The organism is Pseudomonadota bacterium (genome assembly GCA_039818985.1).
Classification (GTDB): domain Bacteria; phylum Pseudomonadota; class Alphaproteobacteria; order Sphingomonadales; family Sphingomonadaceae; genus Alterisphingorhabdus.
Genome location: JBCBSU010000001.1, coordinates 2,376,638 through 2,395,788, shown reverse-complemented (window position 1 = coordinate 2,395,788; position 19,151 = coordinate 2,376,638). Strand labels below are relative to the sequence as shown.

The window sequence follows — 19,151 nt, the reverse complement described above, 5'->3', positions numbered from 1 at the left end:
AGGGCCCGCAGCGCCATGCGCCACGGGCCCTTTTGATTTGGCTGTCGTTGCAGCTTAGAACCGGGTTCCGATTTCCACGCCGAAGATACGCGGTTCGTTGACGAAAGCGGTCAGGTTGTTGAAGTCGATACCGCCAACGGCCGAAGTGTCGTTGGTGATGTTACGCGCGAAGGCGGCTAGGTCGAACTTGCCATCCTGGGTGCGATAACCGAAGCGCAGGCCGCCCTCGAGCAGATTGTCATCGGCAAATTCAACCGAATTATAGAGGAAGAACTGAATCCGGCTGCGATAGTACCAGTCGGTAAAGACATAGAGTTCACCGCCGCCGACGGGGTGCGCATAGCCTGCGGTCCAGTTAACCGTCCAGCGTGGCGACTGGGGCAGGCGGTTGCCGTCGATCGAGGCGATGCCGGGGGCAACGATCGGATCGAGGACGGTGCAGGGTGCGGCGCAAACCTGAGTCTGCAACTGCGGATCCTGGATTTCATTCTCGTTGAAGCCGATGCCGATGCTGAGGTCGAGACCATCGGCGGGACGGGCCTGCAACTCAGCCTCGAAACCATAGCTTTCCACATCGGCCGCATTGAGCAGCGTATTGAAATTGGTGCCGCCGCCAACAGCGGTAAGCTGCAGGTCTTCGGTGTTGGAATAATAGGCGGTGAGGTTGAACCGGGCGAGGCCGCCAAACAGGGTCGACTTGATACCTGCCTCATAGGACATGGTACGTTCGGAGTCAGCCACCGAGGTGGTGCGTCCAAAAGCGAGGCGACCCTGGATTGACGGCGCACGATAGCCGCGCGCGGCGCGGGCAAAGATGTTGACGTCCGGATTGACTTCATAGACCGCGCTGAGGTCCCATGTCAGCAGATTGGCATCGACATTGTTGGTGATCGGTGCAACCGGTCCGCCAAAGCCGAGAAAGCCGGGACGAGTGTCGACCGGGCGCGAAGCGACAAAATCACGCGAGTCATCATTGTAGCGCGCACCGGCCTGCAGGGTCAGGCCGTTGTCAAAGGCATAGCTGACCGAGCCGAAAATGCCGAAGGCTTCGCTTTCCTGGCGCTGCAGCGCAACGGCAGAAGGGATAACATCTTGCGGTCCGCCAAAGTCGAAAGTCTCAATGTCGAGATTCTCGCTGAAATAGAAGAAGCCGAACTGATAGGATAGCGGGCCGTCACCATTGCTGGCGAGGCGCAGTTCCTGGGTGAACTGGTCGAGACTGGGCACATTGTCCTGGGTCTGGGCACTGAACGGAATAAAGCCCGGACCCTGCGCCGGCGCAAACTGGTTGCCGAAGCCACCATCGATATCGCCGCGGCTGAACAAATTGCCGTTCCAGTAGGAGGTGATTGAGTAAAGCGTGACACCGCCGAAATCATATTCCAGTGCGCCGCCGACATTGTACAGTTCGAGCCGCTGGAAGTTGATACCATCGGCGCGGGTCTCGCGGCGGCTGAAATCGGTGCCAGGTCCGCCAATGCCGATCAGGTTGCCAGTGCCGGGTTCGAGCGCATTGGCGCGGAAGACGATGGCAGTGCCGTCGAAAATGCGGGTCTGGCCGAACAGCCGTCCGGTAAAGCCGCCACTCTCATATTGCAGCTGGATACGCGCGGCGATGTCATCGAAACCACCAAGATTGTCGTCTCCCGGGGCATCGACATTGTCGATCCAGTTGCTGCGCCGCTGATAGGAGCCCGAGGCGCGGACCGAGAAGCCACTGTCATCGGCAACGCCCACAGCGGCCTGGATATTCGCCGAACCAAAGCTGCCGACACTGGCGCGGGCATAGCCGCCGGTCTCACCCGGCTTGACGGTGTCGAACTTGACGATACCGGCAGGGGTGTTGCGGCCGAACAATGTGCCTTGCGGGCCGCGCAGCACCTCGACGCGCTCCAGGTCGAACACGGGAAAGCCTTTGAGGATTGGATTTTCCAGGACCACATCGTCATAGACCAGGCTGACCGGCTGCGATGCATTGAGGTCGAAATCGGTGTTGCCGAGACCGCGAATATAGAAACGCGGGAAGGTTCGGCCGAAGGAGCTCTCGATGTTGAGCGCCGGGACACGGCCTGCCAGCGAGCGGATATCGGCACCGCCCGAAGACAATACGTCGAGCGCCTCATCGTTGAGGATCGATACCGACAGCGGCACGTCCTGAATGTCCTCGTCGCGGCGCTGTGCCGAAACGATAAGCACGTCCAGCCCCTGATCATCGGTAGCAACATCATCATCGCCCTGCTGGGCCATGGCCGGCATGGCGGTAAGTGAAGAGGTCGCCAGTGCAGAGGCGAGCACGGCGCGGAAGGCGGTTTTCTGGATATGGGAACGCATGATCTGCAATCTCCTGTCAGGGCAGCGTGACGATAATCGATGTAATCGGGATTATGCGGAGATCATTAATGCCCCCGTTATCTGGGAGACCTGAAAAAATGCTGCACTGCGGTCAAGCTGAGCGCCCCAGAATCATGGGGATTATTGCTATTTCATGCGGCTATTGTGTCATTTATGTTACTTTTTGAGTATCATGTTGCGCCGCATTGCTGGCGGTTCCGTTATTCAGAAGCTCATGGCCTCGTAAATATGGTCGACATCACCGGCCCATTCGCTGTGATAGAGCGCCAGCACCTGTTCTGCCGGTGTCCGTCCCCGGTTCACAATGTCGCGCAGCGGTTCGAGAAAGCCGGTCTCATTGTCGCCGCTGCTATTGAGCCGGTTGCGGCTGGCAAGTCCCGCGGCTGCAATATCGAGCACCGGTCCGGCTATGTCGCGGAGGGTGCGGCCATCGCCCAGCGGCGCATCGAAACCCATTTTCGGAACGCTGTCGCGCAGTGTCTGGCGCGCTTCCATCGACCAGCCCCTGACCAGATCCCAAGCGGTATCGAGCGCGCTTTGATCGTAGAGCAGGCCGACCCATAAGGCAGGCAGGGCGCAGATGCGGTTCCACGGCCCGCCATCGGCACCGCGCATCTCGAGGAAGGATTTCAGCCGTACCTCGGGAAAGGCGGTGGAGAGATGGTCGTTCCAGTCATCCATGGTCGGGCGCTCGCCGGGGAGCGCGGGGAGCCTGCCTTTGAGAAAATCGCGGAAGCTCTGTCCGGCCGCGTCGATATATTGTCCGTCACGGTGGACGAAATACATCGGCACGTCGAGCATATAGTCGACATAGCGCTGGTAGCCGAAACCCTCTTCGAAGACGAAAGGCAGCATCCCGGTGCGGGCCGGGTCGGTATCGGACCAGATATGGCTGCGATAGGAGAGATAGCCATTGGGCTTCCCCTCGGTGAAGGGCGAGTTGGCGAACAGCGCCGTGGCCAGAGGCTGCAGCGCCAGCCCGACACGGAATTTCTGCGCCATATCGGCTTCGGATGAATAGTCGAGATTGACCTGGATGGTGCAGGTGCGCAGCATCATGTCGAGACCCAGATTGCCGACCTTGGGCATGTGGCGCATCATGATTTTGTAGCGCCCCTTGGGCATAACCGGAAGGTCTTCGCGGCGTTTGTCCGGCCACATGCCGAGACCGAGAAAGCCCTTGCCGGTCTTGTCGCCGATCGCCTTGACCTGCTCAAGATGGCGGCCGGTCTCGTTGCAGGTCTCATGCAGATGCTCAAGCGGCGCGCCCGACAGTTCAAGCTGCCCCGCCGGTTCCAGGCTGACCGTGCCATCGGGTCCGTGCATCGCGATGACATTGTCGATGCCATCGGCGCCGCGCTCAATCACTGGCTCCCAGCCAAATTCGGTGAGTGCCATCAGCAGGTCGCGAATGCCGCCGGGCTCATCATAGCTCGGCGCATGGCGGTCCTGACGGCAGAACACGAATTTTTCGTGCTCAGTGCCGATGCGCCATTTGTCTTTGGGTTTTTCGCCGCGCTGCATCGGCTCGCAAAGCTGTGCGATATCTTCGATGACCGGGCTGTCGGAGGGGCCAGATGTACGGGTGCTCATGGCTGAGCCTTAGGGTCTGGCAAGCCATGATTCCAGCGTTATTTTGTTCGCGAAACGACCTTGCATTGCCGATGCAAATCAGTCGACGGTAACATTGAAGATGATCGCCAGATTGGCATTGGGGCCGAGCGCGCTGGCGGTGCCGGTAATCTGGCCTTTCACCGATGCACCGGCGTCGAATGAGGCGCCAAAGGGATCGCTCTCATCGGCGCCTGCCGCATCATCGTCTTCCGCTGTCAGACTGCCCGAACATTCGCTGCCGGTCTGCAGGCTTCCCGCGACATAGCTCACGGTTGCGGGAATATTGTCGCTGGCAATGATATTCTCCGCCGTCGCGCTGCCGCTGTTGCTGATCAATATGCAGTAACGCAGCGTTGCCCCGGGGATCGCCTTGGGATTGCTGCTGTTCACGGCATCATCGAGCACCTGCGAAATCTTGGTGACCGAAAGGGTGGTTGTCGGGGCGCACAGATTAATATCCTGAATGGTGATGCCCTGCTGGCCGGGATCGGCCGGAATGTTGAAATTGTGGTTGCCATAGCGGATGACAATGGTGTCCACCGGGCTGTCAAAGGTCACCGTGACATTGCCATTGGCCGTATCGCTGTCGGCCCCGGCATCGCCAAAGGCGCTGTTGCCGATGACGAAGTTGGCAATGCCATTGGTCAGTGTCGGTATCACCGGTGCCCCGTTGAAGCTCCCGGTCACCTCCACCCGGTCAGCGAACTGGTTGGCGGCATGGTCGACATCGGCGATGACGAATTGCGCCCCGTCGACCGCGCTCGGCAGGGTGATAGTGGTGACTGCCTCATCCGACTGGTTGTTCATATTGGTCAGCAGCAGCAGCTGTGTCTGTCCCGGATTGCCGCCATCAATGACCGATTGCAACAAGGGTGTCTGGCCACCAAAGGCGGCATTGTTGAGAAATGTGCCGTCATTGGTGATCAGGAAACGGATATCGCCGAGCCCGGTCAGCGCATAGGTATTGTCGAGGCTGCCATTGGGCCAGCTGCGCCCGTCCCAGTCGAACAGGTTTGACCCGGCCGGGCATATCAGCGCCGGTGGCGTCCCTGCGGTTCGCGTGCCCTGCACGGTGAACTGGGCGGTATCATCGTCATCTTCATTGGTAGAACCGTTATCGGGCGTCGAATCCGGGTCCGGTGCCGAAGAGGCAATGATCTCTGCGCTGCTGGTGACAGTTGCGCTCGCCCCGGCATCGACATTGACGGTAATGTTGATCGTGGCTGACCCACCCGGTGCTATGGTGCCGACGGTCCAGATGCCGGTTGCCGGATCATAGCTGCCGGTGCCGCTGGTGCTGACAAAGCTGACACCGACAGGCAGGTTCTTGCGGACCTGCACGCCATTGGCTGATAGCGACGATGAAGCCTCATTGGACACAGTCAGGGTATAGATGACCTGGCTGCCGCTGGTCGGATTGCTGTTGCTGACGCCCATGCTGAGCGAAAGGTCGGCAGAGTTTGCCGCCGGCTCGGTCAGGTAAAGCTCTGCATGCTGGAACAGACCATCATCGGCACCAGTAAACAGGTCGCAGATTTCAAGCCGCCATGTGCCATTGCTGTTCTCGCCGTCAAAGGCGCTCAGTGCGCTATTGGGGATGAAATCATTCTGGAAAGGCGGCGGTGTCACGGTCGAATGGTTGACGGTATTGCCATCGGTATTGACCAGCTGGGTACCCTCGTCGTTAAGGCGGACGTTGAAATTATCGCCGCTCAGATTGTTGGTATTGCCATTGGTCAGCTGTACTCTGGTGCCGCTGGGTGACTGTAAAGTCAGCCGGATGTCGCCGCGCCATGAATGGGTGGCGAAAACGCCGATATCGACATCGGATATGGTGAAATTGTCGGTGACGTTGAAATTACGCACCAGCGGGCTGGTGCATGATGTGCCGCTGTTGATCGCGCCATCGGTGCTGTTGACATAACTGTTGACCGTCTGCGCCCATGCCGCACTTGGCATCAGGCACAGAAGGATCAGCGCAAAAAGCGCGCTCGCACCGGCTCTGGCACCCGCCGGGCAGACGCCGGACAGTCGGGATCGCTGCCTCATCAAATCAAAATCCCCATCTGGTCAACGGTGAATTATCGTCCCAAATGGTTGATTAATCATAAACACCCCCGGCTTTGCGTGGGTCTCGACGTGTAAAATCAGGTCATCAGGGCGTAAAGGTTAACGCGCTGCCCAGTCGCCTGCCTCGGCCATCCACAGGCTGATTGCTGCCAGTGCCGCCGTTTCAGCGCGCAATATGCGGGGGCCGAGCGATACCGCTACCGCTTGCGGGTGGTTGCGGATCAGGCTGTTCTCGGCGTCGCTGAAACCGCCTTCGGGGCCGATCAGGATCGCCGCCGGGCCCGGATGCGCCGCGACAGCATTGGCAAAGCCGCCTTCGCCGCTTTCATGCAGCCGTTCATCAGCGAAAAACAGCTGTCGTCCTGAGGGCCATTTTTCCAGCATGATGGGCAGGTCCTGTATCGGCGCAACAGCGGGCAGGGCAGTGCGTTCGCACTGTTCCGCCGCTTCGATCATATGCATCTCGAGCTTGTCGAGCCGGATACGATCCCCCATGGTGCGCTCCGTGCGCACCGGGCAGAAGCGGTCAATGCCGAGTTCGCATGCCTTTTCCGCCATGAAATGCCAGCGCTCGCGCTTTATCGGGGCGGCGCAGAGCCACAGATCGGGGACGCTTTCGCGTTCGCGAATCCATTCCTCGGCGATCAATGTGACTGATCGTTTCTTCACTTCGGTAATACTGGCGAGATATTCGCCGCTGATATTGTCGAACAATACCAGTTGGGCATCGACCGACAGCCGCAGCACATGCGCCAGATAATGCGCTGGATTGCCCTGCAGCACAACCTCGAGACCGACCGAAAGCGGCTGGGCAACATAGAGCCGCGGCAGTGACTGCGGTGGCCAGGCGGGGGTTGCGGGCATCTGTTCTCCTGTCCTGACGCTTCTCGGGGCTTTTCTTTGCCTTTGTCCAATCATTTCCTTAATGCCGCTCATGTCGGGCGAAGTCGAGACATGCTCTCGTTACCGTTTCTCGACTGCGCACGAAACGAACGGTTATGGCGGAAACTAATCAGATCACACCCGATAGCGAATATCGCGGATTGCTCGGCTTGCTGCCCGCCGCAGCACGGCCCTATGCGCTGCTGGCACGATTTGACCGACCGATTGGCTGGTGGCTGCTGTTCTGGCCCTGTGCCTTTGCCACCGCGCTGGCGGGCGATGTGCGCGATCACTGGCCGTTATTGCTGTGGTTCCTGCTCGGCAGCATCGCGATGCGCGGCGCGGGCTGTGTCTATAATGATATTGTCGACCGCGATCTCGATGCGCAGGTGGCGCGCACCCGCAGCCGCCCATTGCCCAGCGGTGCGGTGTCGCTGCGCGCGGCCTGGATGTGGTTGGTGGCGCTCTGCCTGATCGGGCTGGTGGTGCTGTTGCAACTGCCGTTGCTGGCCCAGGGCATTGCGCTCGCCAGCCTGGCGTTGGTCGCCGCCTATCCGTTCATGAAGCGGATCACCTGGTGGCCCCAGGCCTGGCTTGGCATGGTGTTCAGCTGGGGCGCGCTGGTCGCCGGGGCCAGTGTCAGCGGCGCGCTGCCGCCGATGGTGCTGGCGCTTTACGGCGGCTGCATCGCCTGGGTCATCGGCTATGACACCATTTATGCGCTGCAGGATGTCGAGGATGATGCGCTGGTCGGCATCCGCTCGAGCGCCCGCGCCATGGGCGGCTCGGTGCGCTTGGGGGTGGCGCTATGCTATATTGCCGCCATCGGACTATGGGCGCTGGCGCTGTGGCTGAAGCGGCCCGATATGCTGGGGCTGGCGGCGCTGCTGCCGGTGACGCTGCACCTGTTGTGGCAGGTGGCGACGCTGAAACCCGAAGACCCGGGCGATCCGCTGGCCAAATTCCGCTCCAACCGCAATGCCGGCTTGTTCATGTTCCTCGCCTGTGCGACGCTGGGGCTGGCGGGATAAGCGGAGACCGGACAGGGGAAAGATGTGAGCGATTTCAAAATCCGCTTCAACTATGGCGACAGCGCCAGCCCTGCTCCCGCCCCGGCCAGTTCTGCGGGCGCGGCACCAACCTCCTCCGAAAACCAGATCGAATTTCTCTGCGATCCGGCATTGCAGGGACTGATCCCGGCACCCGAACGCGCCATCCGTTTCGCACCCGACTGGTTCAAGCGGCTGGAGCGCGAAATGGGCATGGACGATGCGCATGGTCTGCCCGGCCTCACCGCCAAGGCATGCCTGCCAATGACCGATGCCTTTTCGCTTGGCTTCGTCCTTCCGCTGCCTTTCGATGTCCAGTTCCGCATCCCCGAGGACCGGGTGTCGATCCAGATGGGATGGCACCCCGATGTCCCGTTCCAGCCGGTCGAGCAGCATCATCCCGGCCAGATTGGCGCGCCCAATCCGCCGTTCGAGTCAACGATGCCGCTCAAATTCATCAATCCGTGGCGGATAAAGGTGCCCAATGGCTATTCGGTGCTGTTCTCTCAGCCGCTCAGCCGGCCTGACCTGCCCTTCACCTGCTTTTCCGGCTTTGTCGATTGCGACCGTTTCGACACCACGGTTAACCTCCCCTTTGCCTGGACCGGGCCGATCGGTGATTTCCATCTGCCCGCCGGTACACCGATCGCCCAGCTCATCCCGATCCGTCGCGATACGCTGTTGAAGGACAGTAGAGCACGGCTATCGACTGAGGCCGAACTGGCTGAGCAGCAGGACGCAGCGAAACGAAAATATACCGAGGAATCGACTTATCGGAAGGACTGGCGGGTCAGGAAATAGCCCGCAGCAGTTTGCAGTTCACTGCGTGCGATAGCTGACTATCTCATATTCGATCCCGTCCGGGTCGAAGAAATAGAAGCGGCGTCCAGGGTCATAATCGCCATGCGAAAAGGGCTTGAGGCCGGCGGCGATGACCTTTTGTTCGATGGCGTCGAGATCGTCGACGACAATACCGATATGATTCAGCGGCTGGCCCTTGGCAAATTTGCGGACAGGGGACGTGGCATCGTCATTGCTGTAGACAGCGATATAGTCGCTGTCATCGCCGACATGCAGCGTATGGCCACCCAGCATTGATGGCCCCTCCCACCGGATATGCCAGCCAAAAAGCGCGCACAGCAGATCCGCTGTCTGCTTCGGGTTGGTGACGGTGATGTTCACATGTTCTATTCGGGCAGTTCCGGCTGTGGGCATGAGGCACGTCCTTTCTCCATCAATCACGAGGTGCAGCATGGCGGGTTTGGAATAGCCCGCCGAATCACCTCCTCTTGCCTGTTGTGCAACCTCAACCTAAGGTGAGATCAAGCTTTATCTTTCTCCGATACAGGCGTGTTTCATGGCGGCAGCATCACAGCTCAGCATTGGCGATCTGGCCAGTCGCACCGGGCTTTCGGTGTCCGCCATCCGTTTCTACGAGGGCAAGGGGCTGATCCATCCGGTACGCAGTGCCGGTGGACAGAGGCGCTTTCTGCGTGCCGATATTCGCCGTTTGTCCTTCATTCTGATTGCGCAGCAGCTTGGGCTCAGCCTGTCGGAAATTGCCGAGGCGCTGGCGCTGCTGCCCCGCGACCAGGCGCCGACGAAGCAGGACTGGTCATATATCGCCACCCGGGTTGGCGCACTGATCGATGCGCGTATCGCCATGCTCGAGCGCACCCGCGACCGGCTCGATGGCTGTATTGGCTGTGGTTGCCTGTCGCTGGAGAAATGCGCGCTTTATAACCCTGATGACCGTGCCGGGCGACAGGGCAGCGGCCCCCGGTTCGTGCTCGGTGATGCCCTTGGCGACTGATACCGATAAACCAATCTCGATACGTCAAAGTAACGATGTATTGGCGTTGCGCCGACTTGTTTCTATGTAGACGGGGAAACCCAGCAGCAAAGGAATCACGTCATGGCCGAAGCCGAATATATCCCACCGAAAATCTGGACCTGGGACAGCGAGAGCGGCGGTCGTTTCGCGAGCATCAACCGGCCGATTGCCGGGGCAACGCACGACAAGGAACTGCCCGTCGGCAAGCATCCCTATCAGCTTTATTCGCTGGGCACGCCCAATGGGGTCAAAGCGACGGTGATGCTCGAGGAATTGCTCGCGCTTGGCCATGAAGGTGCCGAATATGATGCCTGGCTGATCAATATCCAGGAGGGCAAGCAGTTCTCCAGCGGCTTTGTCGCAGTCAACCCGAACAGCAAGATCCCGGCGATGATGGACCGCAGCGGTGACACGCCGGTGCGGGTCTTCGAATCGGCCTCGATCCTGTTCCACCTTGCCGAAAAATTCGATGCATTTCTGCCCGCATCCGGCCCGCTGCGCACCGAGGTAATGAACTGGGTATTCTGGCAGATGGGCAGCGCGCCCTATCTCGGCGGCGGTTTCGGCCATTTCTATGCCTATGCCCCGACAAAGATGGAATATCCGATCAACCGCTTCGCCATGGAAGTGAAGCGCCAGCTCGACGTGCTCGACCGCCAGCTGGCCGACAATGAATATATTGCCGGCAGTGAGTACAGCATCGCCGATATTGCCATCTTCCCCTGGTATGGTGCACTGGCGCTGGGCCTGCTCTATAGCGCTGGAGAATTTCTTCAGGTCCAGGGCTATGAGCATGTCCAGCGCTGGAGCAAGATGCTCGTCGAGCGCCCGGCGGTGAAGCGCGGCAAGATGGTCAACCGGCCTTTTGGCGATCCGTCCGAGCAATTGCTCGAGCGCCACGACGCCAGCGATTTCGAATTGCGCACCCAGGACAAGATTGGCGGCGAAAGTCCGGTCGCGGTGTAGCGCTACTCCGCCGCGAGCAATTCCTCGGCTCCACCAAGATCGACCGAGACCAGCCGGCTGATGCCCTTCTCGATCATGGTGACGCCAAACAGCCGGTGCATCCGGCTCATCGTCACGGCGTTGTGGGTAACGATCAGATAGCGGGTGTTGGTTTCGCGTACCATCTGGTCGAGCAGGTCGCAGAAACGGTCGATATTGGCATCGTCGAGCGGCGCATCGACCTCATCGAGGACGCAGATCGGCGCCGGGTTGGTGAGGAACAGCGCGAAGATCAGCGCCACTGCGGTCAGCGCCTGTTCGCCGCCCGAGAGCAGGGTAAGCGAGGACAGTTTCTTGCCCGGCGGCTGGGCCATGATTTCAAGGCCTGCCTCGAGCGGATCGTCGCTGTCGATCATCGCCAGATGTGCCTTGCCGCCGTTGAACAACCGCACGAACAGCCGCTGGAAATGGTTGTCCACTTCTTCAAAGGCAGCGCGCAACCGGGCGCGTCCCTCGCGATTCAGGCTGCCGATCGAGCCGCGCAATTCGGCGATCGCGGTGACCAGATCCTCCTGCTCCGTGCGTGCCTTTTCGGTCTCCAGCGCCAGTTCCTCCAGCTCATCGGCAGCGACCAGATTGACCGGCCCCAGCCGCTCGCGCGAGGCGGTCAGGCGGTCGAGTTCGGCAGACTCAGCCTCCGCCTCGCCGACATCATCTTCGTCGAAATCGCAGGTTTCGGGCAGCAGCGGGGGTGAGCAGGAAAAGCGCTCGCCTGAAATACGGCCCATTTCGACGCGGCGCATATCGGCATTTTCCGCCCGGGTGCGCGCTGCCGCGCGGCCCTCGCGCGCCTGGGCCAACGCCTCGGCAATGTCACGGCTGGCGGCCTCGGCTTCGCTGACTGCGGTTTCGGCGGTGTTGAGCGTTTCGATATGGCGGCTGAGCGTGGCGTCGATCTCGGTGCGTTTGGCTTCGGCCTCGGCAATGGCGCGGGCGAGCTTTTCCGGCTGTTCGGCGATGCGCTTTTGCTCGGCGCTGATTTCCCCGGCGCGGCGGCCGAGTTCCTGCAACCGCTGGTCGGCCTCGCCCGAGCGCGCCTGCCAGCCGCGTATCTCTGCCTTGACCACCGCCAGCCGCTCGCTGGTCTGTGCTGCCGATTGTTCGGCTGCGGCCAGCTCTGCCTGTGCCTTTTGCAGCGCCGCGCGCATCGTCTCGCTCTGTTGTTCCATCTCGACCAGCCGCTGCTTCTGTGCCGCACCATCGGGCAGTGCAGCACGCGCGGCTTCAGCCTCGGCCAGGGCGGCTTTGGCGCTGGTCATAGCATTCGCGCTGCGTTCGCGCCGTTCACCAAGATCGGCCAGTCGCTCGGCATTGCGCTGGCGCGCAAATTCAGCCGTGTCCAGATCGCGCAATGCCTGGCGATGCGTTTCATGCGCGCCGGCGCGCGCGGCCTCGGCTTGGCGGGTCTGCTGTTGTGCGTTCTCGAGCGCTGTCTGCGCCGTGTCGAGCGCTGTCTGGTGCCGCGCCAGCACCGCTTCATTTCCCGCGATGATTGTCTTGAGTTCGGCGAGCCTGTTGGTGCGTTCCAGCCGCTCCGCCGCGCCTGACTGTTCGCCGCGCGCTGCATAGCCATCCCAGCGGCGCAGCGCCCCGTCACGCGTGACCAGCCGCTGGCCTGGCGCCAATGCCTGTCCTTCATCACGGTCGCACACCAGTATCGCCTGCAAACGCGCTGCCAGCTCTGCCGGTGCTGTGACATGATCGGCGAGGCGGGTGGAGCCTGCGGGCAGGGTATCGGGGGCTTCGCTCGCCTGGCCCGACCAATAGCGCGCATTGTCGCCACCGTGATCGGCCAGCCCGGCATTGAGCGTATCGCCCAGCGCTGCCGCAAGGGCGCGCTCATAGCCGCTATCAGCGCTCAGCTGGTCAATCAGCCTGGTGCCACTTTGTCGCTTGGCGAGATCGCGCTCCAGCGCATCATGTTCGCGGCTGAGGCCACTCAATTCAGCGCGCGCTGCGGACAGTTCTGCTTCGGCATCCTGCTTTGCACGTTGCATGGCGGTGCGTTGCTCGGCCAGAGATTGTACTTTTGCTTCGGTCTCGGTGATGGCCTTTTCGGCGGCATCCGATGCCGATTTGGCTTCTTCCCATTGGCGGGTGAGTACGTCGTTATCTTCTAGTGCCGCTTCGGCTGCGGCCAGAGCAGCCTGTGCGCGTTCGGCTTCGGTCAATTGCCCGCGAGCATTGTCGAACGCCGCCTCGGTTACGCGGATATCGGCTTCGATTCGTGCGGCCTCGGCGCTGGCACGCGCCAGTTCGACCTCGGTTTCGCGCACCGCGCGCTCGGCATTGTCATGCGCTGCCTTACGCTGTGGTAAATCGGCATCGATCGTCTTGATTTTCGCGGCCAGTTCCGCTGCTTCTTCTTCCAGTGCTTCCAGCGCGGCAGCGGCATCATGGGTCAGCCGGTCTTCACGCGCCCGGTCTTCCTCGATTCGGTTCGCCTGTTGTTGCAGATCGCCGAGACGCGCCTCGGCGCGGTCGCGCTCGGCAGTGAGCGTCGCCAGATGGTGCGCTGCGTCACTGCTGCGCTGGCGTGCTTGCTCGACGGCGCTGCGGGCATCGGCCAGCGCGCGCGTGGTTTCATTCTGTTTTGTCTGCGCACTTTCCAGCGCGGCCTGGCCCTGACTGACCCGCGCCTCGGCGGCTTCTGCCTCGGCTTTTGCGGCCTTGGCGCTGTCCGCTGCCAGCTTCCACCGGGCATAGATCAGTCGCGCCTCGGCAGTGCGGATCTGCTCGCTCAGCTTCTTGTAACGTTCGGCGGCGCGCGCCTGTTTTTTCAGATGCGCCGCGCGCGCATCCTGTTCGGCGAGGATGTCCTCGAGCCGTGCCATATTGGTTTCGGCGGCGCGTAGCTTCTGCTCTGCATCCTTGCGCCGCACATGCAGGCCGGAGATCCCTGCTGCTTCCTCGAGCATCTGACGCCGTTCCGCAGGCTTGGCGGCAATCGCGGCGGCGATACGTCCCTGACTCACCAGTGCCGGTGAGTGCGCCCCGGTGGCGGCATCGGCAAAGATCAGCGACACATCCTTGGCGCGGACATCACGGCCATTGGCGCGATAGGCCGACCCGGCATCGCGTTCGATGCGGCGGACAATCTCCAGCTCGGGATCGTCGCTATCGCCGAAGAGCGGATTATTGTCATTGGCCTCTTCTTCGCTGCGCTTGGTGTCGCCCAGCAGATGCACAACGTCGCCACGCTGGCGCTCGGCAAGCAGCGTCACCTCTGCAAAGTCGCGCGACGGGCGGCGTTCGGTTCCGGCAAAGATGACATCTTCCATACCGCCGCCGCGCATGGATTTGGGCGAGTTCTCGCCCATCACCCAGCGAATCGCCTCGAGCAGGTTGGATTTGCCGCAGCCATTGGGACCGACAATACCGGTCAGCCCCGGCTCGATATGCAATTCGGTCGGGTCGACAAAGCTTTTGAAGCCGGAGAGTTTCAGGCGCTTGATCAGCATGGTTCAGAATGAACGAACAATGCCGCTCGCCAATTTGCAACGGTCACGCCCGATTCTTCCCCGGAAAAAGCCGGTTTGGCGAAGAACCGGGCGTTGCAAGCAGCCATATGCCAATGGCAGCGTTATTGATCGCGCGCGCCCATGCGCTGAATCCGGGTTTCGATCTCGGGCCAGGTGTTGAAGTCGAGCATCTGTCCGTTGATCAAAAAGGTTGGCGTGCCTTCGATGCGGAATTCGTCCACCGCCGCCTGCGTCTGGTTGGCAAGGCTATCGGCAGTGGCCGGGTCGGCGAGACAGCTGTTCGACTGGTTCTGCGAAATGCCGCGCTGGGCGAAGAACTGGTCGAGACCGAGTCCCTGGGCAATAGCGATAAAGCGCTGCTCGGCCGGCAGTTCGCCGATGGACGGATTGAGCTGCTGTGCCGATTGCAGAATCTGGGCCTGGTTGGCAAAGACCTGTTCGGTGAGCGGGAAGTAGCTGGCATCGGCACCGCACTGGGTCAGCATCGCCATGGTCAGGTCGATGGGATCGCGGACGAAATTGCGCAGCTCGAACGAAACCCGGCCCGAAGCGATGTAATTGTCGCGCAGTGGTGCGAAGGACTGGGCCGCAAAATTGCCGCAAGCGCCGCAGGTCAGCGAGCCAAATTCAACCAGCTTGATCGGCGCATCGGGGTTGCCCATGAGATAGCCACCGGCTTCGGTCTGGGTGATAACCTCGCTCCATTGCTGACCCTCGGGTGCCTGAATCACCGGCAGCGGTTCGGCTTCGGCAATCTCTCCGCCGGCGGCGGCACTATCGGTTTCCGATGAACAGGCGGCTAATGCCAGCGCGGCGGTTGCGGTGAAAAGAAAAGCGGAAATGCGCATTATCCAGTCCTTATGCCTAAAGTGATGCGGGTAATATGGTGTCTTGGTCGGGTGATATGGGCGATGCCCTGTCATGAACCGGCGTTACAGTGCTTTCAGCTTCGGTTCCAGTGTCTGCCAGTCATGAGTCTTCTCGACCAACTCGCCGTTGATGATGAAGCTCGGCGTCCCGGTAATCTTGGTTTCGTTGGCAGCGCTCTGGGTCATCTTGATCAGCAGGGCAATCTCTTTCTGGTCAGTCACACACTGGGTGATCTGGCTGTCATTATAACCGCGCCCGCGCATCAGCGCGGCAAGTCCGGTGTCCTTGGCGATCAGTGACAGGCGCTGCGGCATTGGCGCGGATTCCCAGCTCTGACGCTGCGCCTGGGTAGCACTCTGGGCCTTGCCGACCCAGCTTTTCTGCGCCGCCAATATCGCGGCATGATTGCCAAAGAACTTGTCCTTGCTGCCGCAGCGCGCCAACAGTGCGGCGGTGAGGTCGAACGGGTCGCGGACAAAATTGCGTACCTCGACACTGGTTGTGCCCTTTGGAATATAGCGGGTTTTCATTGCCAGCGCCGACTGTTCGGCATAATCGGCACAATGGGGGCAGGTATAGCTGACAAATTCCACCAGCCGGTTGCGCGCCAGCGGATTGCCGAGAATATGGCCGCCGCTGGGTGACATGCGCACCATCTTGGCCCAGTCCGCCTTGCTCTGCGCTGCACCACCCGATTGCTGCGCCATCGCCGAACCGAGCGCGGCACCGCCGACGGTAATGGCCAAGGCTGCCATGGTCCTGAGAAGATGCTGTTTAAAGCCGGATTTCATATCTCTGCTCATCTGTCGCTGTCGTCCGCGTCGCTCATACCCTTTTTCTGCCATTCATGTCCATGATTTGGCGGTGTATCGGTATTTTCTTCGGCATCCCTGTCCTCGGCCGTGGCAATATCGCGCGCCAGCGATTCCAGCACCGCCAGCAGCTCCTGATCGCCAATGTCCCGCAGGCCATCGCCCAGCTCGACCGGGACCGGCTTGAGCGGGCGCGGCGGCTTGACCTGTGGCTTGCTGCGCGGCGGGGTGACATCGCCCTGGCGAAACTTGATCCGCGCCACCGCCGGATAGCCGAAAAAGCGGTTGACTCGCTCGATAATCTCCGGCCCGACATGTTGCATCAGCACCGCATGCGCGCCGCTGACTGTAAGGTGCAGCGTGCCATCGGACTTTTTGCCTTTGGGGAAGCGAATGGATTCGGGCAGCGAGATCGCCGAATAGCGCTCCCCGGCAATTTCCGGCCAGCGGGTGACTACCGAGCTTTGTACGAAACCGAAGCGGCGAAAGGCGGTGCGGCCGATTTCCGGCATCAGATCGGCGATCGGCCTGGCTTCGCCGCCGCGTGGGCGCTGATAGATGCGCGATTTTGATCCGCCCTTTCGCACAGCGCGTTTCTTCGGCTTTTTGTCGTCGGATGAGTCACTGGCCATGGCCAGTGGCTTTTGCCATAGCGGCACCATGTCCGTCGAGCCTGACTCTCCCGATACCGACAAGATTCCCGCATTGCTGCTGCGCTGGTATGACAGCCACGCGCGTGACCTGCCCTGGCGCATGCCGCCCAACAGCCCGGACGGACAGAATGTCGCCGATCCCTATCATGTCTGGCTGTCGGAAATCATGCTGCAGCAGACCACGGTTGCAGCGGTCAAACCCTATTTTGCCGAGTTTACCCGGCGCTGGCCCACGGTTGCGGCATTGGCTGCGGCGGATGAGGCTGATGTTCTCGCTGCCTGGGCCGGGCTGGGCTATTATGCCCGGGCGCGCAATCTGGTCGCCTGCGCCAGAGTGGTGGCAAATCAGCATGATGGCCGCTTTCCCGATAACGAGGCGGAATTGCTGAAACTGCCGGGCGTCGGCACCTATACCGCTGCCGCCATCGCCGCCATTGCCTTTGACCGTCACGCAGTAGTGGTCGACGCCAATGTCGAGCGGGTGGTAGCGCGTCTATTTGCCATCAATGCACCTTTGCCCGGTTCGCGTCCGGCGATCCGCACCCAGGCTGCGAATATCACGCCGCGGCGCCGTGCCGGCGATTTCGCCCAGGCGATGATGGATCTCGGCGCGACTCTGTGTCGCGCGCGCGAGGCGAAATGCCTGGTCTGCCCGCTGGCCGAATGCTGTACTGCGCGCCACGATGCTGATCCGGTGCGGTTTCCGGTCAAAGCACCGAAAAAGGCAAAACCGCAACGCACCGGCCATGCCTATTGGCTTGAGGCGCAGGGTCATGTCGCGCTGGTCGAGCGTCCGGCCAGGGGTATGCTGGGCGGGATGCGCGCACTGCCCGATGATGGCTGGCGCGCCGCGACCGATGGTGATGGCCAGCCTCCGGTGGATGCCGAGTGGTGCCGCCATGGCACGCCGGTGGCGCATGTCTTCACCCACTTTTCATTGGAACTGCAGCTGATGGTGGCGGCTCCCGGCTCGTTCGATCCCGATGCCATCGAGGCAATATGGTGGCCGGTTGATGATCTCGACAATGCCGGCTTGCCGACTCTGTTCGACAAGGCGGTGAAGCGCAAAAGCGCCTGATAAACCCTCGGAACGTTATTCCAGTATGGAAACGAAACCCATTTTGCTTGCCATTCGGCCCGCATGCCGCAACAACGGGGCAAGGCGGGGAGCTGGAACAGGTTCAGGAGAGAATTGCATGAAATCCGAAAAACTGATCGCCCAGGATATGGTACTTTCCCGGCGCAATCTGTTGCGTTCTGCCGGACTCATCGGTGCGGCCGGCGCAATGCCCATGGGCGTTGCGCGTGCCGTGGCAGCGCAGGGCGCGGCGTCGCGCTTTCCGCTAGTGGCCGCGGAGCTGGACGAATATGTCAATGACAAGAAGGTTGCGGGCATGCTGGCGGCGATCGGCTTTGGCACCGATGCACCGGAATATGTCGCCGCCGGAACGCAGAATGTCGGCGGCACTGTCGCGGTCAACAAAGACACGCTGTGGCGCGTCTATTCGATGACCAAGCCGGTCACCGGTATGGCGGCGATGATCCTGATCGGCGAGGGTAAGCTGAAACTCGACCAGCCGGTGGCCGAGATACTGCCCGAATTTGCCGAGATGAAAGTCCTGACCGATCCGGAAAACAGCCTCGATGCAGTACCGGCGAAGAATTTGATGACCATCCGTCATCTGCTGACGCATACAGCAGGGCTGGGCTATAATATCGTCACCAAAGGGCCGTTGCTCGATGAATATAACCGTCTCGGCATCGCTCCGGGCGAGGTCAGCAAGACGCCATTGCCGGGTTTTCCGGTCCCTGCACCGACACCGTCGATTGACGAATTTTCGCGTCGTGTGGCCTCGCTGCCGCTAGTGGCCGAACCGGGAACGCTCTGGAGCTATTCGATCAGTCTCGATCTGCTGGGCTATGTCATCCAGCAGGCATCGGGCATCGAATTTGGCACCTTTCTTCAGCAGAAGCTGTTCGATCCGCTGGGCATGACGAGCACCTGGTTTACCGTGCCGGAAAGCGAGCTTTATCGCCTGCCGACCAACTATGCGACGCTGGGCGGGGTGCTTATCCCGGTCGATCCGCCGAACAACAGCATCTATGCCGAACCGCCGGCCTTCCCCTTTGGCGGCGCCGGCATGGTTTCCAGCGCCCGCGACTATGACCGCTTTCTGGCAATGCTGGTCGGACGCGGTTCGCTTGACGGCAAGCGCATCATGTCGGAAGAAACGGCGATGCTGGGCATGTCCAACCTGTTGCCCGATACCGCGGTGACCAAGGGCACCTGGGTCGAGGGCGAGGGCTATGGTGCCGGTGGCCGTGTCGGGATCGGCAATGAAAAGGCTCCGGTCGGTACCTATGGCTGGGGTGGCGCTGCGGGTACAGTCGCCTTTGTCGATACCAACCGCAATTTCCGCGCCAGCGGCTATACCCAATATATGCCGGCCGACGCCTATCCGTTTCAGCGCGAGTTTCCCAAGCTGATCTACAAGCAGATGGCGGCACTCGGCGCAGCCTGATCTGCC

Annotated in this window: 15 protein-coding genes; 6 read left to right on the top strand and 9 right to left on the bottom strand. The window is 61.1% G+C overall.

From position 1 onward, the window contains the following. Positions 1 to 54 precede the first annotated feature (54 nt). The 4 genes from AAFX04_11375 to AAFX04_11360 all read right to left on the bottom strand — a co-directional run bounded on the left by AAFX04_11375 (position 55) and on the right by AAFX04_11360 (position 6,900). The gene (locus tag AAFX04_11375; GenBank protein ID MEO1046030.1) at positions 55 to 2,331 is read right to left on the bottom strand and encodes a TonB-dependent receptor; all 2,277 of its coding nucleotides are present in this window, start codon (positions 2,329 to 2,331) and stop codon (positions 55 to 57) included. 225 nt (positions 2,332 to 2,556) lie between these two features. Then, complete coding sequence (locus AAFX04_11370) at positions 2,557 to 3,945, bottom strand: glutamate--cysteine ligase (protein ID MEO1046029.1); 1,389 nt, start codon at positions 3,943 to 3,945, stop codon at positions 2,557 to 2,559. A gap of 78 nt (positions 3,946 to 4,023) precedes the next feature. Next, positions 4,024 to 6,015, bottom strand: a complete 1,992-nt coding sequence (locus AAFX04_11365; protein ID MEO1046028.1) for a proprotein convertase P-domain-containing protein — start codon at positions 6,013 to 6,015, stop codon at positions 4,024 to 4,026. A gap of 120 nt (positions 6,016 to 6,135) precedes the next feature. Next, entirely contained in the window at positions 6,136 to 6,900 is a 765-nt protein-coding gene (locus tag AAFX04_11360; GenBank protein ID MEO1046027.1) for a 16S rRNA (uracil(1498)-N(3))-methyltransferase, read from the bottom strand. Positions 6,901 to 7,034: 134 nt separating this feature from the next. On the opposite strand from AAFX04_11360, the gene ubiA reads away from it, so the two are divergent. Further along, complete coding sequence (ubiA, locus tag AAFX04_11355) at positions 7,035 to 7,949, top strand: 4-hydroxybenzoate octaprenyltransferase (protein ID MEO1046026.1); 915 nt, start codon at positions 7,035 to 7,037, stop codon at positions 7,947 to 7,949. A gap of 24 nt (positions 7,950 to 7,973) precedes the next feature. Next, entirely contained in the window at positions 7,974 to 8,768 is a 795-nt protein-coding gene (locus tag AAFX04_11350) for a hypothetical protein (GenBank protein MEO1046025.1), read from the top strand. An 18-nt stretch (positions 8,769 to 8,786) separates the two neighbouring features. Here the strand turns inward: AAFX04_11350 and AAFX04_11345 are convergent, their stop codons facing one another. After that, positions 8,787 to 9,182 (bottom strand): VOC family protein, encoded by a 396-nt coding sequence (locus AAFX04_11345; protein MEO1046024.1) that lies wholly within the window; start codon positions 9,180 to 9,182, stop codon positions 8,787 to 8,789. A gap of 142 nt (positions 9,183 to 9,324) precedes the next feature. Here AAFX04_11345 and soxR point away from each other — a divergent pair, with 142 nt between their 5' ends. Both soxR and yghU read left to right on the top strand, forming a co-directional pair. Further along, positions 9,325 to 9,780, top strand: a complete 456-nt coding sequence (gene soxR, locus AAFX04_11340; protein ID MEO1046023.1) for a redox-sensitive transcriptional activator SoxR — start codon at positions 9,325 to 9,327, stop codon at positions 9,778 to 9,780. A gap of 102 nt (positions 9,781 to 9,882) precedes the next feature. Beyond that, a complete protein-coding gene (gene yghU / locus AAFX04_11335; GenBank protein ID MEO1046022.1) occupies positions 9,883 to 10,767 on the top strand; it encodes a glutathione-dependent disulfide-bond oxidoreductase in 885 nt (294 codons plus the stop codon). A 2-nt stretch (positions 10,768 to 10,769) separates the two neighbouring features. Here yghU and smc read toward each other — a convergent pair whose 3' ends face one another. From smc to AAFX04_11315, 4 genes are all read right to left on the bottom strand, one after another. Next, positions 10,770 to 14,267 carry a chromosome segregation protein SMC gene (gene smc / locus AAFX04_11330; protein MEO1046021.1) on the bottom strand — a complete coding sequence of 1,166 codons (3,498 nt, stop codon included), beginning with the start codon at positions 14,265 to 14,267 and terminating at the stop codon, positions 10,770 to 10,772. A 122-nt stretch (positions 14,268 to 14,389) separates the two neighbouring features. Then, positions 14,390 to 15,136: a thioredoxin domain-containing protein gene (locus tag AAFX04_11325; GenBank protein MEO1046020.1), complete on the bottom strand. Its 747-nt coding sequence runs from the start codon at positions 15,134 to 15,136 to the stop codon at positions 14,390 to 14,392. 84 nt (positions 15,137 to 15,220) lie between these two features. Further along, on the bottom strand, positions 15,221 to 15,949 hold the full coding sequence (locus AAFX04_11320) for a thioredoxin domain-containing protein (protein ID MEO1046019.1): 729 nt from the start codon (positions 15,947 to 15,949) through the stop codon (positions 15,221 to 15,223). A gap of 8 nt (positions 15,950 to 15,957) precedes the next feature. Further along, the gene (locus AAFX04_11315) at positions 15,958 to 16,602 is read right to left on the bottom strand and encodes a DciA family protein (protein ID MEO1046018.1); all 645 of its coding nucleotides are present in this window, start codon (positions 16,600 to 16,602) and stop codon (positions 15,958 to 15,960) included. 28 nt (positions 16,603 to 16,630) lie between these two features. Between AAFX04_11315 and AAFX04_11310 the strand changes: the two genes are divergently transcribed. Together AAFX04_11310 and AAFX04_11305 are read left to right on the top strand one after the other, a co-directional pair. Continuing rightward, entirely contained in the window at positions 16,631 to 17,701 is a 1,071-nt protein-coding gene (locus AAFX04_11310; GenBank protein MEO1046017.1) for an A/G-specific adenine glycosylase, read from the top strand. A gap of 118 nt (positions 17,702 to 17,819) precedes the next feature. Beyond that, positions 17,820 to 19,145 (top strand): serine hydrolase domain-containing protein, encoded by a 1,326-nt coding sequence (locus AAFX04_11305; protein ID MEO1046016.1) that lies wholly within the window; start codon positions 17,820 to 17,822, stop codon positions 19,143 to 19,145. Positions 19,146 to 19,151: the final 6 nt, after the last annotated feature.